26 protein-coding genes are annotated in these 26,977 nt (G+C 70.8%); 15 read left to right on the top strand and 11 right to left on the bottom strand.

From position 1 onward, the window contains the following. Window positions 1–36: 36 nt before the first annotated feature. From PC39_RS13215 to PC39_RS13205, 3 genes are read right to left on the bottom strand one after another with little or no spacing between them, the layout of a single operon-like run. A complete protein-coding gene (locus PC39_RS13215) occupies window positions 37–1,590 on the bottom strand; it encodes a TolC family protein (RefSeq protein ID WP_353253870.1) in 1,554 nt (517 codons plus the stop codon). Further along, window positions 1,587–4,685 (bottom strand): efflux RND transporter permease subunit, encoded by a 3,099-nt coding sequence (locus PC39_RS13210; protein WP_353253869.1) that lies wholly within the window; start codon window positions 4,683–4,685, stop codon window positions 1,587–1,589. Before PC39_RS13210 ends, PC39_RS13215 begins: the two co-directional genes overlap by 4 nt. Continuing rightward, window positions 4,682–5,845: an efflux RND transporter periplasmic adaptor subunit gene (locus PC39_RS13205; protein WP_353253868.1), complete on the bottom strand. Its 1,164-nt coding sequence runs from the start codon at window positions 5,843–5,845 to the stop codon at window positions 4,682–4,684. The genes PC39_RS13210 and PC39_RS13205 overlap by 4 nt, the downstream gene beginning before the upstream one ends. 264 nt (window positions 5,846–6,109) lie before the next feature. Here PC39_RS13205 and PC39_RS13200 point away from each other — a divergent pair, with 264 nt between their 5' ends. The 5 genes from PC39_RS13200 to PC39_RS13180 all read left to right on the top strand — a co-directional run bounded on the left by PC39_RS13200 (window position 6,110) and on the right by PC39_RS13180 (window position 9,906). Then, window positions 6,110–6,670, top strand: a complete 561-nt coding sequence (locus PC39_RS13200; RefSeq protein WP_353253867.1) for an HNH endonuclease — start codon at window positions 6,110–6,112, stop codon at window positions 6,668–6,670. A 123-nt stretch (window positions 6,671–6,793) separates the two neighbouring features. Next, window positions 6,794–7,243, top strand: coding sequence for a 2,4'-dihydroxyacetophenone dioxygenase family protein (locus tag PC39_RS13195; RefSeq protein ID WP_353253866.1), 450 nt, complete (start codon window positions 6,794–6,796; stop codon window positions 7,241–7,243). 114 nt (window positions 7,244–7,357) lie between these two features. Then, window positions 7,358–8,746, top strand: coding sequence for a cytochrome ubiquinol oxidase subunit I (locus tag PC39_RS13190; RefSeq protein ID WP_353253865.1), 1,389 nt, complete (start codon window positions 7,358–7,360; stop codon window positions 8,744–8,746). Window positions 8,747–8,750: 4 nt separating this feature from the next. Further along, window positions 8,751–9,752, top strand: a complete 1,002-nt coding sequence (cydB, locus tag PC39_RS13185; protein ID WP_353253864.1) for a cytochrome d ubiquinol oxidase subunit II — start codon at window positions 8,751–8,753, stop codon at window positions 9,750–9,752. Between the two features lie 37 nt (window positions 9,753–9,789). Next, complete coding sequence (locus PC39_RS13180; RefSeq protein ID WP_353253863.1) at window positions 9,790–9,906, top strand: DUF2474 domain-containing protein; 117 nt, start codon at window positions 9,790–9,792, stop codon at window positions 9,904–9,906. Here the strand turns inward: PC39_RS13180 and PC39_RS13175 are convergent. The 3 genes from PC39_RS13175 to PC39_RS13165 all read right to left on the bottom strand — a co-directional run bounded on the left by PC39_RS13175 (window position 9,900) and on the right by PC39_RS13165 (window position 11,615). Next, window positions 9,900–10,646, bottom strand: coding sequence for a DsbA family protein (locus tag PC39_RS13175; RefSeq protein WP_353253862.1), 747 nt, complete (start codon window positions 10,644–10,646; stop codon window positions 9,900–9,902). The two genes, PC39_RS13180 and PC39_RS13175, sit on opposite strands and share 7 nt — an antisense overlap. 76 nt (window positions 10,647–10,722) lie before the next feature. Further along, window positions 10,723–11,214, bottom strand: a complete 492-nt coding sequence (locus PC39_RS13170) for a DUF4396 domain-containing protein (RefSeq protein WP_353253861.1) — start codon at window positions 11,212–11,214, stop codon at window positions 10,723–10,725. Then, complete coding sequence (locus PC39_RS13165) at window positions 11,211–11,615, bottom strand: MerR family DNA-binding protein (RefSeq protein WP_353253860.1); 405 nt, start codon at window positions 11,613–11,615, stop codon at window positions 11,211–11,213. Before PC39_RS13165 ends, PC39_RS13170 begins: the two co-directional genes overlap by 4 nt. A 114-nt stretch (window positions 11,616–11,729) precedes the next feature. On the opposite strand from PC39_RS13165, the gene PC39_RS13160 reads away from it, so the two are divergent. Next, window positions 11,730–12,365 (top strand): lysoplasmalogenase, encoded by a 636-nt coding sequence (locus PC39_RS13160; RefSeq protein WP_353253859.1) that lies wholly within the window; start codon window positions 11,730–11,732, stop codon window positions 12,363–12,365. 280 nt (window positions 12,366–12,645) lie between these two features. On the opposite strand, the gene PC39_RS13155 is transcribed toward PC39_RS13160, so the two are convergent. Continuing rightward, window positions 12,646–13,416, bottom strand: coding sequence for an exodeoxyribonuclease III (locus tag PC39_RS13155; RefSeq protein WP_353253858.1), 771 nt, complete (start codon window positions 13,414–13,416; stop codon window positions 12,646–12,648). A gap of 82 nt (window positions 13,417–13,498) precedes the next feature. On the opposite strand from PC39_RS13155, the gene PC39_RS13150 reads away from it, so the two are divergent. Together PC39_RS13150 and PC39_RS13145 are read left to right on the top strand one after the other, a co-directional pair. Then, window positions 13,499–15,298 carry an MFS transporter gene (locus tag PC39_RS13150; protein ID WP_353253857.1) on the top strand — a complete coding sequence of 600 codons (1,800 nt, stop codon included), beginning with the start codon at window positions 13,499–13,501 and terminating at the stop codon, window positions 15,296–15,298. A 9-nt stretch (window positions 15,299–15,307) separates the two neighbouring features. Then, window positions 15,308–15,655 (top strand): endonuclease domain-containing protein, encoded by a 348-nt coding sequence (locus PC39_RS13145; protein ID WP_353253856.1) that lies wholly within the window; start codon window positions 15,308–15,310, stop codon window positions 15,653–15,655. 175 nt (window positions 15,656–15,830) lie between these two features. Here PC39_RS13145 and PC39_RS13140 read toward each other — a convergent pair whose 3' ends face one another. The 3 genes from PC39_RS13140 to PC39_RS13130 form a co-directional block, all read right to left on the bottom strand. Beyond that, window positions 15,831–17,903 (bottom strand): M3 family metallopeptidase, encoded by a 2,073-nt coding sequence (locus tag PC39_RS13140; protein WP_353253855.1) that lies wholly within the window; start codon window positions 17,901–17,903, stop codon window positions 15,831–15,833. 333 nt (window positions 17,904–18,236) lie between these two features. Beyond that, complete coding sequence (locus PC39_RS13135; RefSeq protein WP_353253854.1) at window positions 18,237–19,148, bottom strand: GIDE domain-containing protein; 912 nt, start codon at window positions 19,146–19,148, stop codon at window positions 18,237–18,239. A gap of 10 nt (window positions 19,149–19,158) precedes the next feature. Beyond that, entirely contained in the window at window positions 19,159–19,740 is a 582-nt protein-coding gene (locus PC39_RS13130) for a LemA family protein (protein ID WP_353253853.1), read from the bottom strand. A 201-nt stretch (window positions 19,741–19,941) separates the two neighbouring features. On the opposite strand from PC39_RS13130, the gene gorA reads away from it, so the two are divergent. The 7 genes from gorA to PC39_RS13095 all read left to right on the top strand — a co-directional run bounded on the left by gorA (window position 19,942) and on the right by PC39_RS13095 (window position 26,362). Then, the gene (gene gorA / locus PC39_RS13125; RefSeq protein ID WP_353253852.1) at window positions 19,942–21,294 is read left to right on the top strand and encodes a glutathione-disulfide reductase; all 1,353 of its coding nucleotides are present in this window, start codon (window positions 19,942–19,944) and stop codon (window positions 21,292–21,294) included. A gap of 91 nt (window positions 21,295–21,385) precedes the next feature. Continuing rightward, window positions 21,386–22,219 carry an alpha/beta hydrolase gene (locus tag PC39_RS13120; protein WP_353253851.1) on the top strand — a complete coding sequence of 278 codons (834 nt, stop codon included), beginning with the start codon at window positions 21,386–21,388 and terminating at the stop codon, window positions 22,217–22,219. Beyond that, window positions 22,220–22,639, top strand: a complete 420-nt coding sequence (locus PC39_RS13115; protein WP_353253850.1) for a 3D domain-containing protein — start codon at window positions 22,220–22,222, stop codon at window positions 22,637–22,639. A gap of 116 nt (window positions 22,640–22,755) precedes the next feature. After that, window positions 22,756–23,151, top strand: coding sequence for a PA2779 family protein (locus PC39_RS13110; RefSeq protein WP_353253849.1), 396 nt, complete (start codon window positions 22,756–22,758; stop codon window positions 23,149–23,151). Between the two features lie 73 nt (window positions 23,152–23,224). Continuing rightward, on the top strand, window positions 23,225–24,142 hold the full coding sequence (locus PC39_RS13105) for a PA2778 family cysteine peptidase (protein ID WP_353253848.1): 918 nt from the start codon (window positions 23,225–23,227) through the stop codon (window positions 24,140–24,142). A gap of 61 nt (window positions 24,143–24,203) precedes the next feature. Then, complete coding sequence (gene gpmA / locus PC39_RS13100; protein ID WP_353253847.1) at window positions 24,204–24,950, top strand: 2,3-diphosphoglycerate-dependent phosphoglycerate mutase; 747 nt, start codon at window positions 24,204–24,206, stop codon at window positions 24,948–24,950. 188 nt (window positions 24,951–25,138) lie between these two features. After that, entirely contained in the window at window positions 25,139–26,362 is a 1,224-nt protein-coding gene (locus PC39_RS13095; protein WP_353253846.1) for a putative manganese transporter, read from the top strand. Window positions 26,363–26,429: 67 nt separating this feature from the next. On the opposite strand, the gene PC39_RS13090 is transcribed toward PC39_RS13095, so the two are convergent. Next, on the bottom strand, window positions 26,430–26,945 hold the full coding sequence (locus tag PC39_RS13090) for a hypothetical protein (protein WP_353253845.1): 516 nt from the start codon (window positions 26,943–26,945) through the stop codon (window positions 26,430–26,432). Between the last annotated feature and the right edge of the window lie 32 nt (window positions 26,946–26,977).

The raw sequence follows: 26,977 nt of genomic DNA, 5'->3' as shown, positions 1-26,977 counted from the left end.
CGGCGTGAATCGGCGGATTGCCCTGTCCATGCGGCATCACTGGTGCCCCTGGCGTTCCCAGTTCAGGCTCGGCGGTTCCCAGCCCGGCGCCTCGATCATGCGCCGCACCAGCAGGGTGCCGTCCAGGCGGTACAGATCGATCAGGGCCTGGCGGTAGGCGATGTAGGCATCGGCCTCGTCGAGCCGCGCGGCGACCAGGTCGCGCTGGGCCTGGGCCACCAGCAGGCTGGTGGAACGGCCGACGTCGAAGCGGGCCTCCTCCGCCGCCAGGGCCTCCTCGCGCAGGGCGCGGGTGGCGCCCGAGGCCTCGATCTGGGCGGCGGCGCGTTCGGCTTCCAGCACGGCCGCGCGCACGTCCGCGCCGACCAGGCGTTCCAGGTTGGTCAGGCTGGCGCGCGCCGCGGTGCGGTCGGCCAGGGCGCGGCGGTTGTCGGCGCGGGCGGCGCGGTTGCCCAGCGGGTACTCGAATTCCAGCGCGGCGGAGAGGTCGTAGGTGTCGGTCTCGTCCACCCCGCGCCAGGCGTCGCCGTAGGATTCGGCGAAGCCGGTGCCGCCCAGGGTCACGAACAGGTCCAGGCGCGGCAGCAGGCCGTTGCGGGTGGCGACCACTTCCAGCTCGTTGCGCGCCAGCAGCAGGCGCGCCTCGTTGAGCTCGGGGCGGCGGTCCAGGGCGAGCCGGACGTGGTCCGCCGCGGCTTCCAGCGCCACCGGCTCGAGGTCGACCTCGCTCACCGGCTCGACGCCGCGCCCGTAGTCGGCCTCGCCGGGCGGCGCGATCAGGCGCAGCAGCTCGGTGCGCAGGCGGGCCGCCTCGGCGCGGCCGTCGATCAGGTCCTGGCGGCGTTGGGCGGCCTCGGCGCGCACGGCCGCCAGCTCGGTCTCGGCGAGAGTGCCGGCGTCGATGCGCTGCCGGGTCTCCTCGACCTGGCGCTCGGCCAGCTCGCGCGAGGTCTCCAGGATGCGGATGCGTTCGCGCGCGCCCAGGTAGGCCCAGTAGGTGGTCTCGACGTCGGCCACCAGCGTGGCCACGAAGCCGCGTAGCTGGTAGGCCGAGGCCAGGGTGTCGGTGCGCGCCTGGCGCAGGGCGACCAGGTTGGTGTCGATGCCGGCGCCGCGCAGCAGCGCCTGGGTGATCGACAGGCCCGCGCGGGCGCCGCTCTGGGTCGGGTTGCGGTTGGATTCGATCCGGTCCTGGCTCAGGGTCAGTTCCAGCTCGGTGCCCGTGGGCAGGGTCTGGCGCAGGCCGATCCGGGCGCTCTCCGTGTCCCGGTCCACGAGGATGTTGTCGCCGGAGTCGGCGAAGGTCTGTTCCGTGACCTCGGCGCCGCGTTCGATCCCGGCGAACAGCGCGGGGTCGAAGACGGCCCGCTCGATCGCCTCGAACGCCCCGGCCACGATCGGCTGCTGGCGCTCGGCGAGCAGGGCGGGGTTGTGCTGCAGGGCCAGGGCCACGGCCTCTTCCACCGACAGCCGCAGGGGGCCGGACTCGGGTGCCGTCACCACCTGTGGCGGCGATACCCGCGTGTCCGGCTCGGCCGCCGCGGCGGGCCAGGCCAGCACCACGGCCAGCGCGATCGCCGCGGCCCTCACGACGGGGCCTCCGCGTTCCCCCGGCGGGCCGGCCAGGCGCCGTGGAAACCGGCGTAGACCACCGGGATCACGATCAGGGTGATCAGGGTCGCCGACAACAGGCCGCCGATCACGGCCCGTGCCAGCGGCGCCTGGGAGTCCGCGCCCTCGCCCAGGCCGATCGCCAGCGGCAGCAGCGCCAGCATGGTGGTGGCCGCGGTCATCAGGATCGGCCGCAGCCGCCGTCGCCCGGCCTCCCGGATCGCGTCCGCCACGGTCCGCCCGCCGCGGCGAAGCAAGTTGGCCTGGTCCACGATCAGGATGGCGTTGTTCACCACGATGCCGATCAGCATCAGGCAGCCCACCAGCGATTGCGCGTTGAGGGTGGTGCCGGTGACCAGCAGGGCGGCGACCACGCCGATCAGTGCCATCGGCACCGTGGTCATCACGATCAACGGATCGCGCAGGGATTCGTACAGACATGCCATGACCATGTAGACCAACAACAGGGCGAGCAGGACGTTGAGTCCCAGCTCGCCGAAGGTTTCCACCTGTTCCTCGTATTCCCCCGACAGGATCAGGTCGTAGTTCGCCGGCCGCGCGATGCCGTCCAGGGCGGCCTGGACGTCCGCGGCCACCGAGCCCAGGTCCCGGCCGGCGATGTTGACATAGACCGTCTTCAGCCGCTGCTGGTTCTTGCGGTCGATCACGGTCGGGCCGCTGGCCTCGCGCAGGTCGGCGACATTGCCCAGCCGCACCCGACGGCCGTCGGCCGCCGGTACCGGCAGTTCCAGCAGTTGCGCGGGGGTGACGGTGAGGTTGTCCGCCAGCTTGACCACGATCGGCACTTCGTCGCCGTCGTCCAGGAAATAGCCGGCGTTGCCGCCGGCGATGGCGGTCTCGACCGTGCGGGCGACGTCCTCGACCGACACGCCCAGGTCGGCGGCGCGGGGTCGGTCGACCACGACCAGCCGCTGCGGCTCGCCGCCGGTGCGCGGCAAGCGCGCGTCGGTCACGCCGGGAATGGACCGCACGCGCTCGGCGACCCGGGTAGCCAGGTCGTCGATGGTCGCGAACTCGTAGCCGCGCACCTCGATCTGCAGGCTCTCGGCCTCGCCGCCGCCCTGCAGCATGCGCAGGAAGAACGGCTGGCGCACGCGCACCCGTACCGTGGTGTCGGGCAGGGCGCCGATCGCCGCCCGCAGGTCGGCGGCGATCTCGGCGCTGCCGCGGTCGCGCTGCGCCAGCGGCGCGAGTTCGACGCGGATATCCGCCTCGGCGCCGCCCTCGGCGCGGTGGGACGAGGCCCCCACGCTGGTCACCACGGAGGTGGCCTCCGGCACGGCCTCCCGGATCACGGCCTCCGCCCGGCGGGTCTGGCGGTCCAGGACCTCCAGGCGGGTGCCCGGGGGCATCTCCAGGCTCACGCGCACCTCGCCCTCGTCGCTGGCGGGCATGAATTCGGTGCCGATCAGGGGCAGGGCGGCGACCGCCGCGGCGACCGCCAGAGCGGTCCCGGCGAGCACGGTCCGCGGCCGGGCCAGGGCGGTGTCCAGCACGTGCCGATAGCGTTCCCGGAAGGCCGCGAAGCCCGCCGCGGCCCGGTCGCTCAGGCGCCGCAGCGGCGCCGGCCCCGGCGAGTCGCCGTCGCGGACCACGCGCGCGGCGAGCATCGGTACCAGTGTCAGGGCCACCAGCAGCGCGCAGACCAGGGCGAAGGCGACCACGATCGCGAGTTGCCGGAAGAGCTGGCCGGCCAGCTCGCGCGCGAACAGCATGGGCACGAAGATCGCGAGGGTCGTGAGCGTGCTGGCGACGATGGCCGCGGCGATCTCGCGGGTGCCGGCCACCGCCGACTCGCGCGCCGCCTCGCCCAGCTCCTGGCGCCGCCGCATCACGTTCTCCAGCACCACGATCGCGGCGTCCACCATCAGGCCCACGCCCAGGGCGAGCCCGCCGAGGGTCATGAGGTTGATGGTGAAGCCGTTGAAATAGACCAGGGCGAAGGTCGCGATCAGCGACACCGGGATCGCCGTGGCCACCACCAGCGTCGCCCGCGGGCTGCCCAGGAAGGCGAGCAGCACCAGCACCGCCAGGGCGCTGCCGTAGAGCAGCGAGCGGGAAACGTTGCGGATCGACTGACGGATATAGTCCGAGGTGTCGAAGAAGGGGGTGAGCCGGGCCTGCGGGAAGTCGCGGTTGAGCCGTTCGACCTCGTCCATGATCCGGGAGACGACCTCCACCGTATTGGCGCCGGACTGCTTGCGCACGCCCATGCGCACGCCGGGCTCGCCGTCGATCCGGATCAGGCGCGTCTCGCGCCGTTGGGTATCGGCCACGGCCGCGATCTGGCGCAGGCGCACCGGGGCCCCGTCGACGGTGGCGACGACGGTCTCGCGCAGGGTGGCCAGATCGCTGAGTCGCCCCGGCGTGCGCAGGGTCAGCTCGCGGTCGCCGACCAGGATGGAGCCGGCCGGCAGGTTGCGGTTGGCGGCGGTCAGGGCTTCGCGGACCTGGGTCAGCGACAGGCCCAGTGCCTGCACCTGCCGCCGGTCCAGGTCGATGTGGATCTCGCGTTCGGGACCGCCCCAGACCTCCACCGCGGCCACGCCCGGCACTTGCTGCAGGCGATGCGAAAGCTGGTTGTCGATCAGGCGCCGCAGCTCGATCGGGTCGATGCCGCTGCTGATGCCCAGGATCAGGATCGGCAGGTCCGCGCTGTCGAACTTGCGCAGTTGCGGCCGGCCGGCGTCCTCGGGCAGCTCGTCGAGCTCGCTGAACAGCCGGTCGCGGACATCGTTGGCGGCGCCGTCGACATCGGTGCCCCAGGCGAAGCGCAGGGTGACGTTGGTCACGCCCTCGGCGGAGGTGGAGATCATTTCCTCCAGCCCGGGCGTGGAGGCCACGGCCCGCTCGACGGGCCGCGCCACCAGCTCCTCCATGGTTTCCGGCGCGGCGTTCTCGTAGTCCACCGACACGGTCAGGGCCGGGGTCTCGATATCCGGCAGCAGGTCCACCGGCAGGCGCAGCAGGGCCACCAGGCCCAGGAGCACGGCGATCAGCGTCACCATGACAGTGAACACCGGCCGGTCGACGGCGAGGGCGGGCAGGTTCATGCGTCGCCGTCGTCCGTGTCGGCGCGGACCACGGCGGTGCCGTCCTCGAGCTGGTTCTGGCCCAGGACGACCACGTCGCCGTCCAGGTCGCCGGGGGCGGCGAGGGCGGCCCGGCCGTCGGCGCGCAGGGCCACGTCCACGGGCACGAAGCGCGCGGTGTCCGCCTCCGGCGCCAGCACGAACACGCCGGTGCGGCCGCCGCGCTCGACCAGCGCGGTCGCCGGCAGCAGGGGGGCGTCCTCGACCCGCCCGGCGGCCACTGCCACCTGGACGAACATGCCGGGCACCAGGGCGCGTTCCGGGTTGTCCACGGTCAGCTCGACGCGCGCCTGGCGGGAGTCGGTGTCGAAGCGCGGCGCGATCCGGGCGACCGTGGCCGGGAAGACGCGGCCCGGCAGGGCGCTCGCCCGGACCTCGGCCTGCTGACCCGGCGCCACGCCGGCGTAGACATCCTCCGGCACCCGGATCACGGCCTTGAGCCGCCGGATGTCCAGGATCGTGAGCATGGCCGTGTTCGCGGCTACGGTGTCGCCGGTATCGACCAGGCGCTCGCCCACCACGCGCGCCTCGCCGGCACCCGGCCAGTCGGCCGCGATCCGGGTATAGCCGAGCCGTACCTGGGCGGCCTCCAGGGCCGCGCGGGCCCGGGTCACCTGGGCCTCGGCCACGGCGGTCGCCGCGGTCTGCGCGGCGGCCTCGGTCTCGGCCTCGTCCAGCTCGGAAGCCGCGGCGATGCCGCGCTCGCGCAGGCGGCGCACGCGCTCCAGGCGCCGCTCGGCCAGGGTGCGGTTGCTGCGCGCCTCGCGCCGTTGCGCCCGCGCCACGGCGAGCTCGGCCTCGGCCTGCGTCACCGCCTGCCGGTACTCGGCGTCGTCGAGCCGGACGACCACGTCGCCGCGGGCGACGCGGTCGCCGATGTCCGCCAGCATGGCCTCGACCCGGCCGCCGACCTTGGGCGCCACGGTGAATTCGGCCGCCGCTTCCAGGCTGCCGGGGAACTCGCGCCGGTCCACCAGCGTGCCGCGCCCGATCGGCGTCGTCTCCACGGCGATGCGGCGCCCCTCGGGCGCGGCGCCGGTCGGGTCGGCGGGGATCAGCGCGTAGGCCGCGAGCGCGAGCAGGGCGAGTGCCGCGCCGGCCGCCGCCAGGCGTTTGGCCATGTGGGGAACTCCTTGTTCAACTGGTCGGACGGCGGCGCCCGACGGCGTGCCGTCGTCGGGCGTTCGTCATTGTACGGCCCGGGCACGCATCCGGATGGCCGTGGCTGTCGTTGATACACGACGGGGGGACGATACCCTGCGCGCCGGTCCTGCTACACTCGACTGGGACCGCGAAATGCCGCAATCTTTCCGTCATCGTGCCCCCCGATACTCGGGGCGGGGCGGGAGAATACGGTCGAACATGTCGAGGAAGGGATCTTGGAGGTGTTTCCGAGGATTCTGAAACTGGACGCCGGCGGTCTGCCGGTGGAATGGATCGACTGGCGCGAGGCCGTGGGGCTGTACTTCACGGGCAAGATCGCCTGGGAGGCCGGCTGTCAGAAGATCCGGCTGCGCGGCGGACGTTCGCGCGAGACCGGCATCCGCAGCCACATGGCCATCGATTCCATCGTGGCGGTGCACGACCGCTCGCACCGCTTCGCCCGCAACCTGATGCCGCCGCTGTCCCGCCGCGAGCTCTATCACCGCGACGGCGGCCTGTGCCTGTACTGCGGCCGGCGGCTGGCCTACCGCGAGATGCAGATCGAGCACGTGGTGCCCCGCTCGAAGGGCGGCGTGCACGAGTGGACCAACGTGGTCGCCGCCTGCGAGACCTGCAACCGCCAGAAGGACGACCGCACCCCCGAGGCCGCCGGCATGAAACTCCTGGCGCTGCCGTACGCGCCCAACCTGGCGGAGTGGCTGATCCTGGCCAACCGCCGCATCCTCGCCGACCAGCAGGCCTTCCTGGAGCGCCTCGCCCCCAAGCGCACCCGCCTCTGCTGAGACCTCGCCCGGCTTGCGGCCCCGCCGCCGGGGGCGTAGTTTCGGTTACCCCGCCGGGGCGCACGCCCGTGCGGGAGGACAACAGCGATAAAACCCATCGGTGCGAAACGAGGAGAATCCATCATGGCCGCAGCGATCGAGCCCAATAGCCGCGACACCCTCGACGTGGTCCACGGTCCCCGCGTGGACTGGATCCCCTGGGCCTTCGAGGGGGCCTATTTCAAGCTCCTGCACGCCGACCGCGAGAGCGGGCGCTTCACCATCCTGATCAAGGTCGATCCGGGGGTCAGTGCTCCGATCCACCGCCACCTGGAGCCGGTCGAGGCCTATGTGACCAAGGGCGGTTTCCACTACGCGGACGATCCGGCGATCCGGTTCGAGGAAGGCTCCTACCTGTTCGAGAACGTGGGCGCCATCCACGAGCCGGTCAGCCCCGAGGGCGCCGAGATGCTCGCCGTGTTCCACGGCCCCGTGGAGGGCGTGGCGGAGACCGGTGAGATGGCCGGACGCTTCGACGCCGCCTGGCACATGGACGCCTGGCGCGCCGCCGGCAACGACGTGCCCGGCGGCTGAGCCGGGCGGGCGCACGCCCGCGACACTTTGCCGCACCCGTCGACCGGCGCCTTCACTTAACCGGTGGAGCCGTGTCGGGTATGATATGACGCACTGCAGCAAGGAGCGTCGGATATGGAACTGGACCCGCTACTGCTATCGCGATTGCAGTTCGCCTTCGTGGTCTCGTTCCACATCCTGTTCCCGGCGTTCACCATCGGCCTGGCGAGTTGGCTGGGCATGCTCGAATTCCTGTGGCTGCGCACCGGCCGCGACGTCTATCGGCGGCTGTTCCGCTTCTGGGTGAAGATCTTCGCCGTGTCGTTCGGCATGGGCGTGGTCTCGGGCATCGTCATGAGCTTCCAGTTCGGCACCAACTGGAGCGAATTCTCCGAGGCCACCGGCAACATCCTGGGGCCGCTGCTCTCCTACGAGGTGCTCACCGCCTTCTTCCTGGAGGCGACCTTCCTCGGGATCATGCTGTTCGGCTGGGAGCGGGTCGGCAACGGCCTGCACTTCTTCGCCACCTGCATGGTGGCGCTCGGCATGCTGCTGTCGTCGTTCTGGATCCTGTCGGCGAATTCCTGGATGCACACCCCGGCGGGCTACGAGATCCGCGACGGCATCTTCTTCCCGGTCGACTGGTGGGCGATCATCTTCAATCCGTCGTTCCCCTACCGGCTGGTGCACATGGTGCTGGCGGCCTACCTGACGACGGCGTTCGTGATCCTGGCGGTGGCCGCCTGGTACCTCAAGCGCGGGATCGCCAACGAGGCGGCGCGGGTGATGATGGGCATGGGGGTCGGCTTCGTGGCCATCGTGGCGCCCCTGCAGATATTCGCCGGCGACCTGCACGGCCTGAACACCCAGGAACACCAGCCCGCCAAGGTCGCGGCCATGGAGGCGCACTGGCACACCGAGCGCGGCGCGCCCCTGCACCTGTTCGCCTGGCCCGACCCGGCCACCGAGAGCAACCGTTTCGCGTTGTCCGTGCCCAAGCTCGGCAGCCTGATCCTGGCGCACGACCCGGACGGCGAGGTCACCGGCCTGGAGGAGTTCGCGCCGGCGGACCGGCCGCCGGTACGCACGGTGTTCTTCACCTTCCGGGTCATGGTCGGGCTCGGGCTGCTGATGCTGCTGCTCGCGGTCTGCGGGCTATGGTTGGCCGCCCGGCGGCGGCTGTTCCGGTCGCGTCCCTTCCAGAATTTCTGCATCGCGATGGCGCCCTCGGGTTTCGTCGCGGTACTCGCCGGTTGGTTCACCACCGAGATCGGCCGCCAGCCCTGGGTGGTGTACGGCCTGATGCGCACGTCCGAGGCCGGCTCGCCGGTCGCCGGCGCCAGCGTGCTCGCCACGCTCGCCGTGTTCGTCGTGGTCTACGGCATCGTCTTCGGCGCCGGCCTGTACTACATCCTGCGGCTGATCCGCTCCGGCCCCGAGGGACCGCCGTCCGCCGCCACGCCTTACCGGACCGCGGCGCGGCCGCTGTCCTACCCGGACGTCCCGGCGGACGAGGAGGGCTGACGCCATGCTCGAACTGATGCCGCTGCTCTGGTTCGCCGTGATCGGCTTCGGCGTGTTCATGTACGTGTTCCTGGACGGTTTCGTCCTGGGTATCGGCATCCTCTCGCGCCTCGCCCGCGACGAGGGCGAGCGCGACGTGATGATGAACTCCGTGGCCCCGGTCTGGGACGGCAACGAGACCTGGCTGGTACTGGGCGGCGCCGGCCTTCTGGCGGCCTTCCCGCCGGTCTACTCGGCGATGCTGCCGGCGCTGTACCTGCCGCTGTCGCTGATGCTGATCGCGCTGATCTTCCGCGGCGTGGCCTTCGAATTCCGCTTCAAGGCCCGACGCAAGGCCGGCTGGAACGCGGCCTTCAACTACGGCTCCATCGTCGCCACGTTCTGCCAGGGCCTGACCCTGGGCGCGATCGTGCAGGGCATCGAGGTCCGCGGCGGCCAGTACGTCGGCGGCAGCTTCGACTGGCTGAGCCCGTTCTCGGTGATGACCGGGATCGCCCTGGTGGCCGGCTACGCCCTGCTGGGCGCGAGCTGGCTGGTGATGAAGGCCGAGGGGCCGCTGCAGACCGCCGCCTTCGGCTGGTGCCGGCGGCTGCTGTTCGCGGTGATCGGCTTCATGGCCCTGGTCAGCCTGTGGGTGCCGTTCCTGGAGTTGGCCTACGCCGAGCGCTGGTTCTCCTGGCCCAACATCGCCTACCTGGCACCGGTGCCGGTGCTGGTGGCGGCCGTCTCGCTGGGCCTGTACCGCGCCGTCAGCCGTCGCTTCGAGCGCGCGCCCTTCGTCTATTCGCTGGCGATGTTCGGCCTCGGCTACGCGGGCCTGGCGATCTCCATGTGGCCGCATATCATGCCGCCGCACCTGACCATCTGGAACGCCGCCTCGCCGCCCGAGAGCCAGGCCTTCCTGATGGTGGGCGTGGCGGTCCTGGTGCCCTTCATCCTGTTCTACACCGGCTATTCCTACTGGGTCTTCCGCGGCAAGGTGACCGCCGATGCCGGCTACCACTAGCCGGCATCGGCCGTCATCCCGGACGCGCTCAAGGCCCGTGAAACGCCGCACCCGCCAATGGCTCTGGTTCGTCGGCCTTTGGCTGGCCGGCCTGGTCGTGGTGGCCGGGGCGGCCTACGGTCTGCGGGGACTGCTGACCCTCCTGCTCTACTGAGCCGCGTCCTGGCCCGCCGTGGCCGCCGCCAACCGGTTCTCGATCTCGCGCTTGAGGGTGTCGTAGCCGGTGGCCCCGGAGAACACGCGGTCGCCGATCAGGATCGTGGGCGTGGCCACGGCGCCGACATCGCGCGCGATCTGCGCGTTCTCGTCCACCACCGCGCTGGTAGCGTCCTGGCTCAGGCAGCGCTTGAAGGGCTCCAGCGGTACCTCGGTCTGCACCGCCAGGTCATAAAAGAAGCCGGTGGCGTCGGATTCCCGCGCCCACTCCCGCTGCGTCTCGAACAGCCGGTCGTGATAGGGCCAGAAGCGATCGGCGCGGGCCGCGCAGCGCGCCGCCTGCGCGGCCTCGTGCGCATGCTGGTGCATGGGCAGGGGGAAGTCGAAGAACACGAAGCGCACCCGGCCGTCGGCGACGTATTCTTCGCGAATCCGCTTGGCGGTATCGGCGAAGGCGCCGCAGGCCGGGCACTGGTAGTCGGCGAACTCGCGCATCACCACCGGGGCGTCGGCCTCGCCCACGGCCATGCCCTTGGCGTCGTACTCGGATTCGAAGCGGGCCATGAGCTGTTCGCTCACCCGGCGCTCGCCGTCGGCGGAACCGCCGCCGTTATCCGCCAGCTTGTCGCCGAAGGCCAGTACCACCAGGGCGATCAGGATCAGGCCGCCGAGGATCAGCCCCGGCACGAACAGGGCGTTGTACAGCGTGGAATGCGAGGGCTTCGGGTCTTGCGCCATGACGTTCACTCACCGGATGTCGGAAACCGGAAAGCATACCGATCTTGACGCGCCCTGCCGAGACACGGGACGGGCCTCAGTGGCATTTCTTGAGGTTGCGCTTGAGCAGCAGGTAGTTCACCGGCCAGGCGGCGACGTAGCCGGCGGGCACGGCCGCCGCGAAACCGATCCAGAACAGCGGGTTGGCCAGGGAGCCGGCCTGGACGCCGCCGATGGCGAGGTCGATGCCGTTCATGGCGATCTCCATGGCGGTGATCGACATCACTTCGCCCAGCCAGACCGTCGCCAGGGCCTGTTTGAGGGTCATGCCGTGGTTCCGCATCACCGGGAGCACCGCCAGGCTGATACCCACGACGAAGGCGAAGACCACCGCCAGAGCCACCGTGCCGAAGACGCCCAGGCCGATCAGGGTGCCCAGGAACAGGCCCAGGAACTCGCCGATGCTGCAGCCCACCAGACAGTGCAGGGTGACCTGCGACGTGGTCCGGAACATGCCGCCGGCATGCTCGTGGCCGTCGTCGTGGCAGGCATGATGGCTGTCGTGTGTCGCGTGAGCGTGCTGGGTCATGTCGCCTCCTGGTCGCTCAGTGCCTGGATGATGGGGCAGCCGTGCACCGGACCCCGGCCCGAGCAGCGGGCCTCCAGGTCCGCCAGCGCCTCGCGCATGCGGGCCAGGTCGGCCAGGCGCTCGTCCAGGTCGGCCAGCTTGCTGCGGGCCAGCGCCTTGACCTCGGCGCGCGCGCCGGCGCCGTCGTGCAGGGCCAGCAGGTCCCGGGTCTCCGCCAGCGTGAAGCCGAGCCGTTTGGCCCGGCGGATGAAGCGCAGGCGGTCGGCGGCGTCCGCCGGATAATGCCGGTAGCCGTTGGCGCCGCGCGGCGGCGCCGGCATCAGGCCGCGCCGCTCGTAATAGCGGATGGTCTCGACGTCGCTGTCCGCGGCGCGGGCCAGTTGTCCGATGGTATAGCTCATCGCCGGCTGCCTCCTTGTCGATCCATCACCATAATCCCGTATCACACTACGGGGTCAAGCCGGTGCCGTCGAGGTTTGGTAGCCTCCGACGCAACGTTCCATGCCGGTACCGCGATGACCACGATCCAACTGCTGCTCTGGCTGCCCGCGATCGCCCTGTCCGCCCTGGCGACCATCGACGGCGAATACCGCGGCCGTCGCCGCCAGGTCTATATCTGCAAGCCGCTGACCACGGCGCTGATCCTGCTGGGCGCGCTGATCGCCGACGGCGGCGGCGCCTACCGCTGGCTGATCGTGGCCGGCCTGGTGTTCTCGCTGGCCGGCGACGTCTTCCTGATGCTGCCCCGAGACCGGTTCCGGGAGGGCCTGGTCAGCTTCGCCGTCGCGCACTTGCTCTATATCGGGGCCTTCGCCGGCGGCTGGGCCTGGACCGGCGTGCCGGCCACGGCCTGGCTGGTACTGCTCGCGGTCTGGGCCGCCTTCTCGGCGGTGCTGTTGCCCGGCGCGCGCGGCTTGCGCGTACCGGTGGCGCTCTATGGGGCCCTGCTGCTGCTGATGGCCGGCGCCGCGATAGGGCGTGCCGACGCCCTCGGTGGCCCCGCCTGGTGGGCGGCCGTGGGCGCCGTACTGTTCGCGTTCTCGGACGCGGTCATCGGCTGGAACAAGTTCCTGCGCCCGTTCCGCGCGGCCCAGGCGTTGATCCTGGGCAGCTATTTCCCGGCGCAGGCGTTGATCGTGTTGTCGATTTAGGCGGCGCACCCCCTCACCCCGACCCTCTCCCCCTCGAGGGGGAGAGGGAGGAAAACGGAGGCGCCGTGTCCCCTCTCCGCTGGCGGGAGCGAAAGGGGCAACGTATTCCCCTCTCCCTCTTGCGGGAGGGTGCGCGGAAGAACCGTATTTCCCTCTCCCGCGGGCGGGATAGAGCGCGGAAGAATCGTATTTTCCCTCTCCCGCGGGCGGGAGAGAGCACGGAATAATCGTATTTCCCCTCTCCCGCTGGCGGGAGAGGGGCCAGGGGTGAGGGGGGTCTTCAGCCGAACTCCGCCACCACCGGCACATGGTCCGACGGCCGCTTGCGGCCGCGCTCGCCGACGTGGGCGGCGCAGTCGCCGCAGGTCTCCGCCAGGGCGGGGGAGGCCAGGATGTGGTCGATGCGCAGGCCGGCGTTGCGGGCCCAGCCGCCGTTGCGGTAATCCCACCAGGTAAAGCGGCGCCGGCCCTCGCGGTCCGGGAACAGCCGCCAGGTGTCGACCAGGCCGGCGTCGATCACGGTCTGGAGGGCTTCGCGTTCCGGCGGCGAACAGAGGATGCGGCCTTCCCACTTCTCCGGGTCGTGGGTATCCTCGGGCCGGGGCGCGACGTTGAAGTCGCCCAGCACCACCAGCCGTTCGTGGCGGGTAAGCTCATCGGCGACGTAATCGCGCAGGGCCGCGAACCAGTCCAGCTTGTAGCCGTATTTGGGAGAGTCCAGGTCGCCGCCGTTGGGGCAGTAGACGTCGATCACCCGCACCCCGCCGATCGTGGCCGCGAGCACGCGCTTCTGGTCGTCCTCGTAGCCGGGCAGGTCCGGGACCTCGTCCTCGGGCGCCTCGCGCGCCAGGATCGCCACCCCGTTGTAGGTGGGCTGGCCGTTCCAGACCGCCCGGTAGCCGGCCTCGGCCAGGGCGTCCGCCGGGAACTTGTCGTCGGTGAGCTTGGTTTCCTGCAGGGCCAGCACGTCCACCGGCTCCTTCTCGAGCCAGGCCAGCACGTGCGGCAGGCGGACGTTGAGCGAGTTGACGTTCCAGGTGGCGATACGCATGTTCGGGTTTTCCGGGCTCCGGTCGACGGGCCCGACAGTGTAACCCCGCCCGGCGGGGCGGCGACGGGGGAGGGAACCACGGATGACGCCATCGGAGCGGCTGGGCACGGGCACGCGGGTGGTCTTCGCCCTGCCGGCGGCGGTGGGCGCGGCCATGGCGCTGCTGCTGGCGGTCTACCTGACCAAGTTCTATGTCGACGTGGTGGCGCTGCCGGCCGGGATCATGGCGGTGGCGATCGCGGCCGGCCGCGCCTTCGACGCCATCACCGATCCGGTGATGGGCTGGCTCTCGGACCGCACCCGCAGCCGCTTCGGCCGGCGTCTGCCCTGGATCGCCGCCGGCGTGCTCGGCAACGCCGTGATGTTCTGGCTGCTGCTGAACCCGCCCCGGGTGTTGCCGGAGGCGGGGCTGGCGGGCTGGGCCGTCGGCGCGCTGCTGCTGAGCTTCCTGTTCGTGACCCTGTCCAACGTGCCGCGCCAGGCCCTGGCCGTGGAACTGACCCTGGACCAGGGCGAACGCCAGCAACTGTTCGCCGCCATCGCCGGCTTCGCCGCCCTGGGCACGGTGATCGGCGCGGTCCTGCCGAACGTCCTGGCCGGCGCCGGGATCGAGGACGAACGGGCGCGCATGTCCTGGCAGGCGACGCTCTACGTCGGCGCCTACCTGGCGGCCAACGCCCTGTTCCTGTGGCGCATCCGCGAGCGGCGCGAGTTCGCCGGCCGCGGGCGCGTGCCGCTGGTGCCGGGCGTGCGCCGGGCCCTGCGCAACCGGCCCTTCCGGGTGATGTTCGCATCGCACGTGATCACCGCGATCCCGTTCGCGATGCCGGCGACCCTGATGCCGTTCTACGCCGATTACGTGCTCGGCGTGGACCAGGCCTGGGTGGGCTATTTCCTGGTCGCCTATCTCGTGTCCGGGCTGGTGGCCCTGCCGGTGTGGCTGATGGTGGCCGAGGCGCGCGGCAAGCTGACCGTGTGGCTGGCGGCGGCCTTCGTCGCGGTCACCGGCGGCGCCTCCCTGTTCTTCATGGGGCCGGGCGACGAGCGCACGGTGCTGTTCCTGCACGTCTACGTGGGGCTGCAATCGGCGGTCTGGCTGTTCGTGGGCGGCGCCATGCACGCCGACGTGGTGGACTACGACGAGCTGCTAACCGGCAAGCGCCGCGAGGCCCAGTTCTCCGCCCTCTGGGCGATCATCCCCAAGTTCGCGCTGATCCCGGGGGCCTCGCTGCCGCTGGCGATTCTCGGGGGCATGGGCTATGTGCCCGGCGCCGACAGCCAGTCGCCGCAGGTGGTGCTCGCGATCAAGTGCCTGTATGCCCTGGTGCCGGCGGCGCTGAATGCCCTCGGACTATCGATCATGTGGTGGTATCCCCTCTCGGAGTCGCGGCACGCCGCCGTGCGCGCGGCCGTCGCCCGGCACGCGCGCGGCGAGGCCGTTGCCGACCCGATCACCGGCGCGACATTGCCGCCGCCGGCCGCGCGTCCCGTGGACGAGGCCACGGCCTGGCGGCTGGATCATTTTTCCCGCGCCGAGCTGCGCCGCCTCGCCGCCGGCGACGGGAGACGGGTGCTGACGGGGATCCGGGCCCGGGTGCTGGGCTGGCTGGCCGCGGCCGGCATCCTGTTCGCCCTGGTTCCGGCGACCGCGCGCGGCGGGCTGGAGACCGACCCCGGCCCCTGGCCGTCGCTGGCCATCGTCGCCGCCGGCCTGGCGCTGACCGCGGCGCTGTTCCATGCCGCGCGCCTGGGGCCGGCGCGGGGCATGTGCCGCGAGCCGGTGGCGGCGGAGACGGTGCGGGCGCACCTGGACGCCTTGGGGCCATTCACGCCGGCCCTGACTTTTCCCCTCTCCCCCCGCGGGGAGAGGGGCCAGGGGTGAGGGGAATCGATGAATCGGTTCGCCCGTCGGCTACGACGCGAACAAACGGATGCCGAGAACCGGCTGTGGTGTCACCGGCGTGCCAGGCGCCTGGAGGGCTACAAGTTTCGGCGTCAGCATCCCCTAGGTCGCTATATCGTCGACTTCGTGTGCTTGGAGGCCGAGCTTATTGTGGAGTTGGATGGTGGCCAACATGCCGAGCAAACGCGTGCCTACGATGCGGCGCGTACCGCGGCTCTTGAATCACATGGATTTCGCGTGATTCGGTTCTGGAATGACGAGGTACTTCGGGAAACGGAGGCAGTATTGGCGTGTATTCGTGAGCATCTGGTGGCGGGGGACGGGTCGTCGACCTAGCTGGCCCCCCTCACCCTGGCCCTCTCCCCCTGAAGGGGGAGAGGGAATGATATTAGAGTGCGGAGTCTCTCCCCCTGAAGGGAGCCGGGAATTGAACTACAGCTTTCAGGGTTTCTCTATTCAAGCCCCTCTCCCCCTTGGGGGAGAGGGGTTGGGGTGAGGGGGAAGGGAAGATTCAAGCCGCCCGCCCCCCGTCCAGCAACCCGCTCTGCCGCAGCAGCGGCCCTAGGTCCGGCTCGCGGCCGCGGAAGGCGACGAAGTTCTCCAGGGCCTCGCGCGAGCCGCCGGTCTCCAGGATCTCCTCGCGGAAGCGGGCGCCGGTCTCGGCGTCGAAGATGCCGGCCTCCTCGAAGGCGTCGAAGGCGTCCGCGGACAGGACCTCGGCCCACTTGTAGCTGTAGTAGCCCGCGGCGTAGCCGCCGGCGAAGATGTGCGCGAAGCCGTGGGCGAAGCGGTTCCACTCGGGCGGTGTCATCACCGCCACCTCGGCGCGGACCGCCTCCAGCGTCGCCTGCACGCGGGCGCCCTTCGCCGGGTCGTAGTCCCGGTGCAGCAGGAAGTCGAACAGCGAGAACTCGATCTGGCGCAGCATCATCAGCCCGGACATGAAGTTGCGGGCGTCGGTCATGCGCCGGAACAGGTCCTCCGGCATGGGCTCGCCGGTCTCGTGGTGGCGGGCGAACAGGTCCAGGGCCTCGCGCTGCCAGCACCAGTTCTCCATGAACTGGCTGGGCAGTTCCACCGCGTCCCAGGACACGCCGCTGATGCCGGCCACCGGCGCGGTGTCCACGCGGGTGAGCAGGTGGTGCAGGGCGTGGCCGAACTCGTGGAACAGGGTGGTCACCTCGTCGTGGGTGAGCAGGGCGGGCTTGCCGGCCACCGGCGGCGCGAAGTTGCAGGTGACGAAGGCCACCGGCCGCTGGACGCCCGCCGGGGTGCGCCGCCGGCCCACGCAATCCGCCATCCAGGCGCCGCCGCGCTTGTCCTCGCGGGCGTAGGGATCGAGGTAGAAGCCGCCCACGGGGTCGCCGCCGGCGTCCTCGATGGCGTAATAGGTGACATCGTCGTGCCAGACGTCGACGTCCGCCACCTGTCGGATGCGCACGCCGTACAGGCGCTGGACGATGGCGAACAGGCCGTCGATCACGCGGTCGGCGCGGAAGTAGGGGCGCAGGTCCTCGGCCGACAGCCGGAAGCGCTCGCGCTTGAGTTGGTCCATGTAATAGCCCAGGTCCCAGGCCTGGAGCTCGTCGATGCCGTCGCGCCCGCGGGCGAAGGCGGCCAGCTCGTCGCGCTCGGCCTCGGCGCGCGGCCGGGTACGCCCCGCCAGGTCGCGCAGGAAATCGATCACCTCGTCCGGACTGCGGGCCATGCGGGTGGCCAGGGCGCGCTCGGCGTAGTCGCGGTAGCCGAGCAGGTTGGCGGCCTCGTGGCGCAGGGCCACGATCTCGTCCATCAACTCGCTATTGTCGTACTCGCCGGCGTGCGGCCCCTCGTCGGAAGCGCGGGTGACGAAGGCCTGGTAGACCTCGCGCCGCAACTCGCGGTCCTCGGCATAGGTGTGGATCGCCAGGAAGCTGGGCGCGTCCAGGGTGACCAGCCAGCCGTCCAGGTCCTTGTTGCGCGCGTTCTGGGCCAGGAGGTCCTTCTGGCTGTCGGGCAGGCCGGCGAGTTGCGCCTCGTCGGTGATGTGCTTGCGCCAAGCCTGGGTGGCGTCCAGCAGGTTCTGCTGGAAGCGGGTGGACAGTTCGGACAGCCGCTGCATGATCTCGGCGTAGCGGCGTTTCTCCGCCTCCGGCAGGTCGACGCCGGCCAGGCGGAAGTCGCGCAGGGCGTTGTCCACCACCTTGCGGCGCGCGGCGTCCAGTCGTTCGTACTCGGGTCCGTCCGCCAGCGCCCGCCAGGCATCGAACAGGGCGCGGTTCTGGCCCATCTCGGTGGCGTAGGCGGTGAGCTTGGGCAGGCAGGCCTCGTAGGCGGCGCGCCACTCGGCGGAGTTCATCACCGCGTGCATGTGCGATACGGGGCTGAAGACCCGCTCCAGCGCGTCCTCGGCGGCCTCCACCGGCTCGGCGACGGCCGCCCAGGTCGGCTCGGCGGCCGCGCTCGCCGTCGCCACCGCGTCGCGGGCGCGTTCGAGCAGGGTGTCCACGGCCGGCTCGGCGTGCTCCGGCCGGATGGCGGAGAAGGGCGGCAGGCCGCCCTCGTCGGCGAGTCTGAGAAGGGGGTTGTCGACGGTCTCGGGCATGGGTCGGGCATGTCGTTCGGGTAGCCCGTGAATCTAACATGCGCCCGCGAGCGACATCGTCGTGGCATGGGGGAAAACGCAAGGACCGACAGGCTCGTTTGCGGCGGCAAGAAGACTAACCACAGAGGCACAGAGTGCACAGAGGCAGAGGGTCAAGAAGACTAACCGCCGGAGGGTGGGGGGGATCCGCGACATGCCGGGAACGCTTCGCTTATCCCGGCTTGCCCCTTGCTTTTATCCCCTCTGTGTCCTCTGTGTCTCTGTGGTTGGCGAGTCTTGTCTTTGTTGCCTCTGCACCCGCTGTGCCTCTGTGGTTAGCTCCAGAAATCAGGCTCAGAGAATCCCCCTGACCTGCAACACCCATAGCAGCACCGCCCCGCAGACCACGAACAGCGCGAAGCCGCCGAAGCCCTTGCGCAGCTTGCGGCGCAGGAGCTGTTTCTCGGTGAGCGCCGCCAGCAGGTAGGGGCGGCCGCTGCCGCCGCGGTGCAGGACGTGCGCGGCGGGGGCGGTCTCGGCGCCGTCGCGGTCGCGCCGCACCTGGGACTTCGCGGCGCGGCGCGCGGCCTCCCATTCCTGGAGGCTCACCTCGCCGTCGCCGTCCACGTCGAACATCGCCATGCGTTCGGGGTCCCGCTTCCATTCCGCGAGCAGCGCCTTGACCTCCTCGGCTTCGCTGCCGTGGCCGGCGCGGCGGGTGGTGAACTCGCCCAGGCCGTAGAGCGGATCGCCGACACGGATCAGGGCCTCGTGGTAGCGGTACCGGCGGCCGAAGGCGAACGCGATGCCGTGGCCCGCCGACGGGCCGCGGTCCGGCCGCGCGGTGGCGCCGAACCAGGTATGGGTCTCGGCGGCGATCACCTTGGCGCCCTCGGGGTCCACCACGCAGGCGCCGGTGTCGTCCTCCAGGTGGAACAGATCGTCGCTGCGGCCCTTCTCGACGGTGCGCCAGTGGGAGCTGCGCCCCGACTGCACCCGGCGCTCGATCTTGTAGAACCAGTACACGCAGCGGCGCGCGGTCAACGGCGAGATGATCGGCGGCCCCGCCATCGCATTGGCGGTGCCCTTGAGCTCGACGTAGCCCTGGGGCGCCGAGCGCACGCGGGCGGTGGGCGTGTCCCCGATCAGGCGCGCGTGGCGCAGGCCGCGCACGCTCCAGAACAGGCCGAAGCCGCCGGCCGCCGCCAGGAAGGCGATCAGCCAGACGAGCCCTTCGCCGTCGAGGCCCGCGACGAGTCCGGTCATGGCGCCGGGGTCAGCCCGCGAAGGCGGCGCCGACGTCGACGTCGGTCAGTTCCTCGCGCGGGAACTCCAGCAGGTCCGCCGGCCCGAAGTTGAACAGGCCGGCCACGATCACGTCGGGGAACTGCTCGATGCGGACGTTGTTCAGGTTGACCGCCTCGTTGTAGTACTCGCGGCGGTCGGCGATGGCGTCCTCCAGCCCGGAGATGCGCTGCTGGAGCTGGCGGAAGGATTCGTTGGCCTTGAGGTCCGGGTAGGCCTCGGCCACCGCGAACAGCTTGCCCAGGCCGAAGCGCATCTCGCCCTCGGCGCGGCCCACGCCCTTGACGTCGCCGTCGGTGCGCGCGCGTTCGGCGTCGGCGCGGGCCCGCATGACCGCCTCCAGGGTCTCCTTCTCGTAGTCCATGTACTGCTTGCAGGTGTCCACGAGCTTGGGCAGTTCGTCGTGGCGCTGCTTCAGGAGCACGTCGATGTTGCTCCAGGCCTTGGACACGGCGTGCTTGAGCCGCACCAGGCTGTTGTAGATCAGGATGCCGTAGCCGAGGAGCCCCCCGACCAGCGCGAGGGCGACGAAGCCGACCACCAGACCGCTCATGCCGTTCTCCCGGATTTATGATTCGTTCAAAGAATACCAACCACAGAGACACAAAAAGCAATCATCAACCACAGAGGCACAGAGCACACAGAGAAAGGCGGCTTGATGGGCACAAGGTGTTATGGCTTCAAATTCTTCCCGGCTCTGTGTTCTCTGTGTCTCTGTGGTTAGGTTTTTTGCCGGCACCGGTACAATGCAGACATGAGCAAGCACGAATTCGATTTCATCGTCCTGGGCGGCGGCAGCGGCGGCATCGCCACCGCGCGCCGGGCCGCGAAGCACGGCGCGCGGGTCGCGCTGATCGAGGCCGGCCGGCTGGGCGGCACCTGCGTCAACGTCGGTTGCGTCCCGAAAAAGGTGATGTGGCACGCCGCCGATCTGGCGCACAAGTTCGCGGACGCGCCGGGCTACGGCTTCGAGTCGTCGTCGCCGACGCTCAACTGGAACCGGCTGGTGGTCCACCGCGAGGACTATATCCGCCGGCTCAACGGCATCTACGGGCGCAACCTGGACAAGGACGGCGTCACCGTCTTCCGCGGTCGCGGCAGGTTCGTCGACACCCACACCCTGGAGGTGGACGGCGAGCGATTGAGCGCGCCGCACATCCTGATCGCCACCGGCGGCTTCCCGACCTGGCCGGAGATCACCGGCGCCTCGCTGGGCACCGATTCCGACGGCTTCTTCGCCCTGGATGCCCGCCCCGAGCGCGTGGCGGTGGTCGGCTCCGGCTACATCGCCGTGGAACTGGCGGGCGTGCTCCAGGCCCTGGGCGCGCAGACCACGCTGCTGCTGCGCAAGGACCACGTGCTCAAGTACTTCGACGCCATGCTCGGCGAGACCCTGATCGGGCACATGCGCGACGCCGGCATCGAGGTGGTCATGGAGACCCCCGTGGCCGAGTTGTCCGAGGATGGCGCCGGGGTCCGCGTGCACTACGCCACCGACCGCGCCCCCGAGACCTTCGACACCCTGATCTGGGCCATCGGCCGCACCCCGAACACCCACGGCATCGGCCTGGACCGGGTCGGCGTCGAGCCGGACGCCGGCGGTTACGTGCCCGTGGACGATTACCAGAACACCAGCGTCGAGGGCGTCTACGCTGTGGGCGACGTCACCGGCCGCGCGGAACTGACCCCGGTGGCGATCGCCGCCGGCCGCCGCCTGGCGGACCGGCTCTTCGGCGGCCAGGCGGACCGCCACCTGGACTACGCCAACATCCCCACGGTGGTGTTCAGCCATCCGCCCATCGGCAGCGTGGGCCTGTCCGAGGCCGAGGCCCGCGAGCGTTTCGGCGACGGCGCGGTGACGGTCTACGAGACCCGCTTCAACTCCCTCTACTACGGCGTGCTGGAACACAAGGTCGCCAGCCGCATGAAGCTGGTCTGCACGGGCGACGAGGAGCGCATCGTCGGTGCCCATGTGATCGGCGACGGCGCCGACGAGATGTTGCAGGGCTTCGCGGTGGCGGTGCGCATGGGCGCGACCAAGCGCGACTTCGACGATACCGTGGCGATCCATCCGACCAGCGCGGAAGAGTTCGTGACCATGACGTGAGGCGGCAAATCCGTCGCCCCGCCGCCCGCGTAATGAGGCAGACACGCCCCCAACCGGAACATCCCCGATGGCATGGCCCCGGATATTCGTCATGGCCGGCCTGCTGAGCGCCCTGGCCGGGTGCAGCGGCCAGGGCCTGGTCAACGCCCTGACGCCGTCCGCCGGCTATCGCCTGCACACGGGCCTGGCCTACGGCGACGCGGCGCGCCAGCGGCTCGACGTGTATGCCCCACGCGCCGCCGCCGGCGAGGCGCCGGTGGTGGTGTTCTTCTACGGCGGCCGCTGGAGCCAGGGCGAGCGCGCCGGCTACCGTTTCGTTGGCCAGTACCTGGCCGCGCAGGGCGCGGTGGCCGTGATCCCGGACTACCGCCTGCACCCGGCGGTAGGATTCCCCGCGTTCGTGCACGACGGCGCGGCCGCGGTCGCCTGGGCGCGGCACCACGCCGCCGACTACGGCGCCGATCCGTCGCGGCTGTTCGTGATGGGGCACTCCGCCGGCGCCCACATCGCCGCCATGCTCGCCACCGACGCCCGCTACCTGGCCGCCGAGGGCGGCGACCGCGACTGGCTGGCCGGCATGATCGGCCTGGCCGGGCCCTACGATTTCCTGCCGCTGACCGACGCCGATCTCAAGACCATCTTCGGTCCGGAGACGGCCTGGCCGCGGTCGCAGCCCGTTAATTTCGTCGACGGCGGTGAGCCGCCCATGCTCCTGCTGCACGGCGCCGCCGACGCCACCGTCCACGCCGAGGACAGCGAAATCCTCGCGGCGCGCGTCGAGGCGGCCGGCGGCCGGGCCCGGCTACGGCTCTACGAGGGCATCGGCCACATCCGCATCCTGGCGGTTCTGGCGGCGCCGCTGCGCTGGCTGGCGCCGTCCACCGCGACCGATGTCGCCCGTTTCCTCAAGGGCGGGGGGCACTGAATGCGCCGCGCCGTTTGGCTCCTGGCGATCGTCCTCGCGCTGCCGGCCTGCGCTGAGGAGGTGGAATGGCGTTCGTTGGAGGTTACCGCCAGCGCCTATAGCCCCTCGCCGGCGCAGACCCATCCCGATCATCCGCGGCTGACCGCCTGGGGCGACACCCTGGAACCGGGGATGAAGGCGATCGCGGTCTCGCGCGACCTCATCGAGCTGGGACTGGATCACGGCACCGAGGTCAAGATCGAGGGCCTGTCCGGCACCTACGTGGTCCGGGACAAGATGCACCGGCGCTGGCGGCGCAAGATCGACATCTACATGGAGGACGCGGAGGCCGCGCGGGAATGGGGCCTGCGCGCCGTCACCATCCGCTGGCCGGTGCCGGTGGAGGCCGCCGCCGGGGATGACGCGTCGGAATTGCGGTAGACTGGTGTAGGACAGACGCCGAGAAACGAGGGAGGCGTACCGGGACAGGGCCGCCATCGCGGCCGCCGGAACCTATTCAGGCCGTGCTTTGGCTTCAATTCGCAGGAGACGAAACGATGCATAGCGACAAGACCTCCCGTTTGCGTTCGCCGCTCGCCCTGATGGCGGTGTTTGCCTACCTGTTTTCCTTCATGGCCATGCCCGCCGCCCAGGCCGGCATGATCGGCACCGGCGCCGCGCTCGACGCCGAGGCCCGCGCCGAACGCGTGGCCGAGGTGCAGCGTCTGCTGTCCCAGGACCGCGTCGAGGCGCAGATGGTCGAGCTCGGTGTCGACCCGGCGGCCGCCAAGCAGCGCGTGGCCGGCCTCACCGACGCCGAGTTGAACACCCTGGAGCAGGAGCTGAAGAACCTGCCCGCCGGCGGTGATGCCCTCGCGGTGATCGGTGTGGTCTTCCTGGTTCTCCTGGTCCTGGAAGTCGTCGGTGCCATCGATCTGTTCAACCGGCTCTAGCCGGCCACCGCGATACCGCGACGCCCGGGGCCCCGTCCGGCGAGGGCGGGGCCCCGGTGCGCTCGCGTGGCTGATGCGTTGCCTGCCGGCATTGCTGCTGGCGGGTTGCGTGGCCGGCCCCCAGATCCTGTCCCCGCAGCAGGACGGGGTCGAACTCGCCGCCACGCCCTTCTTCCCGCAGGAGCGCTACCAGTGCGGTCCCGCTGCGCTGGCGACGGTCCTGGGGGCGTCCGGTGTGTCCGTGCAGCCGGAAACCCTGGTGCCCAAGGTCTATCTGCCGGAGCGCCAGGGCTCGCTGCAAGTGGAGATGATCGCGGCCACCCGCGGCTACGAGCGCGTGCCCTATGTCCTGCCGGAATCGCTGGACGCGCTGCTCGCCGAGCTGCGCGCCGGCCGGCCGGTGCTGGTGATGCAAAACCTGGGCTGGGAGTTCTATCCGCGCTGGCACTACGCCGTGGTCATCGGCTACCGGCCGGCCGCGGACAAGCTGATCCTGCGTTCGGGCACGACCGAGCGCCTACTGATGGACACCGAGGATTTCCTGGACGACTGGGACAAGGCCGGCCGCTGGGCGATGGTCACCCTGGTGCCGGGCGACCTGCCCGCCGCCGAGGCCCGCCGCGAATACCTGCGCGCGGTCGCCGGACTGGAGGCGGCCGGGAAGGTCGATACCGCCGCCCGCGGTTATCGCGCCGCCGCCGACCGCTGGCCGGACGAGCCCGGCCCCTGGCTCGGGCTGGGCAACACGCGCCACGCGCGCGGCGACCTGGACGGCGCCGTCGCCGCCTTCCGCCGCGCCCTGAAGATCGACCCCGGCCTGGTCGTGGCCCGCAACAATCTCGCCCAGGCGCTGGCCGAACGCGGCTGCAAGACCGCCGCCGAGCGCCAGATCGAACGCGCCCTGGACGAGGCCCCGCCCGACCTTGCCCCGGCCGTGCGGCGCACCCGCGACGAGATCGCGGCCATGCCCGGGGGCGCCTGCTCGGGCTGATCCGGGACATCCCGCCCCGATTCCGCTAGAATCCGCCCGCGTTTCGGCACGGGATATCGTCATGGCAAGCGACCTGGTACTGCTCCGCCACGGCCAGAGCCAGTGGAACCTGGACAACCGCTTCACCGGCTGGGTGGACGTCGACCTCACCGAGACCGGCCGCGCCGAGGCGCGCGAGGCCGGCCGCCTGCTGGCCGCCGAGGGCCTGGCCTTCGACATCGCCTTCACCTCCGTGCTCAAGCGCGCCATCCGCACCCTCTGGTTGTCGCTGGAGGAGATGGACCGCATGTGGCTGCCGGTGCAGCGCTCCTGGCGGCTCAACGAGCGCCACTACGGCGCCCTGCAGGGCCTCAACAAGGCCGAGACCGCCGCCGAGCACGGCGAGGAGCAGGTCCATATCTGGCGCCGCAGCTACGACATCCCGCCGCCGCCGATGGCCGTGGACGACCCCGGACACCCGGCCAACGATCCCCGCTACGCGCACCTGGACCCGCGCGTGCTGCCGGGCAACGAGTCGCTGGCCCTGACCCTGGACCGGGTGCTGCCGTTCTGGCACGACGCCATCGCCCCGCAGCTACGCGACGGCCGCACCGTGCTGGTGGCCGCGCACGGCAACAGTCTGCGGGCCCTGGTGAAGTATCTCGACGGCATCGCCGACGACGAGATCACCGGCCTCAACATCCCCACCGGCATCCCGCTGCACTACCGGCTGGACGACGACCTGAACGTGATCGAGTCCCGCTACCTGGGCGATCCCGAAAAGGCCAAGGCCGCCGCCGAGGCCGTGGCCAACCAGGCCAAGGGCTGAGCCCCCGCGCGGCACCGTCCGCGCAGATACCGCCTTGCCGACCATGGCCGCCGCTCCGTCACCGGGGCGGCGGCCCGTCATGAGCGCCCGCGAATTTTTTTTGCCGCCGGCTATTGCATTTTGATGGCGGCGCACCTAGTCTTTAACTCTGAAGTTATGCCAAGGCTGAATTTATTTAACCGGGCTACATGACCGCCGCCATACTCGCAGCCAAGCGCCGGATGCTCGACCTCCACGCCTGGGGCCGGGAAATCCTGTCCTGGCGGGTGCTGATCCCGCTGGGTCTGGCGACGCTCGCCTGGGCCTCCCCCGAGGCCGGGCGCATCCTGGTCGAAACCCTGAGCGAGGCCTATCTCCAGGTCAGTGTCTTCGTGGCCGCCACCCTGGCGCTGATCTACGGCGCGGAGCGGTTGTTCGACATCGATACCGCGGACCTGCTGGCGCGTCATCCCCGCATCCAGGTGCCGGTGGCCGCCTTCCTGGGCGCGTTGCCGGGCTGCGGCGGCGCGATCGTGGTGGTCACCCAGTACGTCAACGGCCACGTCGGTTTCGGCGCGCTGGTGGCGGTGCTCACCGCGACCATGGGCGATGCCGCCTTCCTGCTGCTGGCCCAGGAGCCCACGACCGGCATGCTGGTCTTCGCCCTGGGCATGGTGGTGGGCAGCTTCTCCGGCTACCTGCTGGAGGCGATCCACGGGCCCGACTTCATGCGCATGCAGGCCCTGGCCGGTCCCGAGGAGGCCGAGCGACGCGCCAGCCTCGGCCGGCGCCCGCGGGACGGCTCGCCGTTCAATCCCCTGTGGCTGGCGATGATGATCCCGGGCGTGGTGTTCGCGGTGCCGATCGCCATGCAGCTCGACCCCAACACCTGGTTCGGGCCGCTGGCCGCCTATGAACCGGTGACCTGGCTGGGGTTCGCGGGGGCGGTGTTCGCGCTGCTTATGTGGGCCGCGCACATGACCGCCGAGCCCGGCCGGCACCACATGGGCAACCCCGCCGCGAACCCCAACGACCGCGTGCTCTGCGAGCGGCCGACCATGGCCTCGCGCGTGATCAACGACACCAACTTCGTCACCGTCTGGGTGATCGCGGCCTTCCTGGTCTACGAGCTGGGGGTGCACTTCTCCGGCGTCGACCTGGGCAGCTGGTTCGAGGTCTGGGCGCCGATCACGCCCATGATCGCCGTGCTGGTCGGCTTCCTGCCGGGCTGCGGCCCGCAGATCGTGGTCACCACGCTCTACCTGACCGGCGCCATCCCCATGGCCGCGCTGCTCGGCAACGCCATCAGCAACGACGGCGACGCCCTGTTCCCGGCCATCGCCCTGGCGCCCAAGGCCGCGATCGTGGCCACCCTGTACACCGGCATCCCCGCGATCATCGTCGGCTACGGCGCCTACTTCCTGCTGGGCTGACGCCCGCCGTCCCCTGGGATGGGCGCGGCGCTTCTCCCTCCTTTTCAAAGGGGGATCAAGGGGGATTTCAGGCCCCCCGACAACGCCAGGTAACCGCCCCGTCCCGATCCAGCACCCCGCGCTCCTGCAGCCACGCCCGCGCGTCCGCCGCGTCCTCCGCGAACCACGCCGCCGCCGATCCCAGCCGGAAGGTGTAGCCCCAGGCGTCCATGTCCGCGCACATGCGGTCCCGGTCCATGTCCGGCAGGTGGTCCGCCAGCAGGATCTGCAGGTAGCAGACCCCGTTCTCCTCGTCGTAGTCGCCGCCGGCGTCCGTGTCGAGCGCGGATCGCCTGGCCGGGTCCATGCAGATATAGTGTCCGGATTCGTGCAGGATCGAATGCAGGGGCGTGTCGGGCCGCGCGTACAGGCGGTCGCCGGCGAGACCGGCCTCCTCCTCGCCCCAGAAACTGCCGGGGATGGGTTCGCCGCCCGGCACGCGGACCAGCGTCAGCCCGAAGCGCGCGAGCAGGGCGGCGAGGGCGTCGTCGTCCACGTCGGCCAGGCGGCTGACGTCCGTTTGGCGTTCGTCTGCGTAGGACATAGTGTTCGTCCCAGGTAAGGGGGCATTCGTGC

Origin of the sequence: Salinisphaera sp. PC39 (assembly GCF_040361335.1) — a bacterium.
Classification (GTDB): domain Bacteria; phylum Pseudomonadota; class Gammaproteobacteria; order Nevskiales; family Salinisphaeraceae; genus APNM01.
This window is presented reverse-complemented; position numbering and strand designations above follow the sequence as displayed.

What these genes read in the sequence shown, in the direction of transcription:
- PC39_RS13195 (WP_353253866.1), top strand. Translation starts at nt 6,794, where the DNA reads ATGGCCGCAGCGATCGAGCCCAATAGCCGCGACACCCTCGACGTGGTC.
- PC39_RS13170 (WP_353253861.1), bottom strand. Translation starts at nt 11,214, where the DNA reads ATGACCCAGCACGCTCACGCGACACACGACAGCCATCATGCCTGCCAC.
- PC39_RS13145 (WP_353253856.1), top strand. Translation starts at nt 15,308, where the DNA reads ATGAATCGGTTCGCCCGTCGGCTACGACGCGAACAAACGGATGCCGAG.
- PC39_RS13210 (WP_353253869.1), bottom strand. Translation starts at nt 4,685, where the DNA reads ATGAACCTGCCCGCCCTCGCCGTCGACCGGCCGGTGTTCACTGTCATG.
- PC39_RS13130 (WP_353253853.1), bottom strand. Translation starts at nt 19,740, where the DNA reads ATGAGCGGTCTGGTGGTCGGCTTCGTCGCCCTCGCGCTGGTCGGGGGG.
- PC39_RS13135 (WP_353253854.1), bottom strand. Translation starts at nt 19,148, where the DNA reads ATGACCGGACTCGTCGCGGGCCTCGACGGCGAAGGGCTCGTCTGGCTG.
- PC39_RS13190 (WP_353253865.1), top strand. Translation starts at nt 7,358, where the DNA reads ATGGAACTGGACCCGCTACTGCTATCGCGATTGCAGTTCGCCTTCGTG.
- gorA (WP_353253852.1), top strand. Translation starts at nt 19,942, where the DNA reads ATGAGCAAGCACGAATTCGATTTCATCGTCCTGGGCGGCGGCAGCGGC.
- cydB (WP_353253864.1), top strand. Translation starts at nt 8,751, where the DNA reads ATGCTCGAACTGATGCCGCTGCTCTGGTTCGCCGTGATCGGCTTCGGC.
- PC39_RS13090 (WP_353253845.1), bottom strand. Translation starts at nt 26,945, where the DNA reads ATGTCCTACGCAGACGAACGCCAAACGGACGTCAGCCGCCTGGCCGAC.
- PC39_RS13165 (WP_353253860.1), bottom strand. Translation starts at nt 11,615, where the DNA reads ATGAGCTATACCATCGGACAACTGGCCCGCGCCGCGGACAGCGACGTC.
- PC39_RS13150 (WP_353253857.1), top strand. Translation starts at nt 13,499, where the DNA reads ATGACGCCATCGGAGCGGCTGGGCACGGGCACGCGGGTGGTCTTCGCC.
- gpmA (WP_353253847.1), top strand. Translation starts at nt 24,204, where the DNA reads ATGGCAAGCGACCTGGTACTGCTCCGCCACGGCCAGAGCCAGTGGAAC.
- PC39_RS13140 (WP_353253855.1), bottom strand. Translation starts at nt 17,903, where the DNA reads ATGCCCGAGACCGTCGACAACCCCCTTCTCAGACTCGCCGACGAGGGC.
- PC39_RS13175 (WP_353253862.1), bottom strand. Translation starts at nt 10,646, where the DNA reads ATGGCGCAAGACCCGAAGCCCTCGCATTCCACGCTGTACAACGCCCTG.
- PC39_RS13155 (WP_353253858.1), bottom strand. Translation starts at nt 13,416, where the DNA reads ATGCGTATCGCCACCTGGAACGTCAACTCGCTCAACGTCCGCCTGCCG.
- PC39_RS13160 (WP_353253859.1), top strand. Translation starts at nt 11,730, where the DNA reads ATGACCACGATCCAACTGCTGCTCTGGCTGCCCGCGATCGCCCTGTCC.
- PC39_RS13205 (WP_353253868.1), bottom strand. Translation starts at nt 5,845, where the DNA reads ATGGCCAAACGCCTGGCGGCGGCCGGCGCGGCACTCGCCCTGCTCGCG.
- PC39_RS13120 (WP_353253851.1), top strand. Translation starts at nt 21,386, where the DNA reads ATGGCCGGCCTGCTGAGCGCCCTGGCCGGGTGCAGCGGCCAGGGCCTG.
- PC39_RS13105 (WP_353253848.1), top strand. Translation starts at nt 23,225, where the DNA reads ATGCGTTGCCTGCCGGCATTGCTGCTGGCGGGTTGCGTGGCCGGCCCC.
- PC39_RS13095 (WP_353253846.1), top strand. Translation starts at nt 25,139, where the DNA reads ATGACCGCCGCCATACTCGCAGCCAAGCGCCGGATGCTCGACCTCCAC.
- PC39_RS13115 (WP_353253850.1), top strand. Translation starts at nt 22,220, where the DNA reads ATGCGCCGCGCCGTTTGGCTCCTGGCGATCGTCCTCGCGCTGCCGGCC.
- PC39_RS13110 (WP_353253849.1), top strand. Translation starts at nt 22,756, where the DNA reads ATGCATAGCGACAAGACCTCCCGTTTGCGTTCGCCGCTCGCCCTGATG.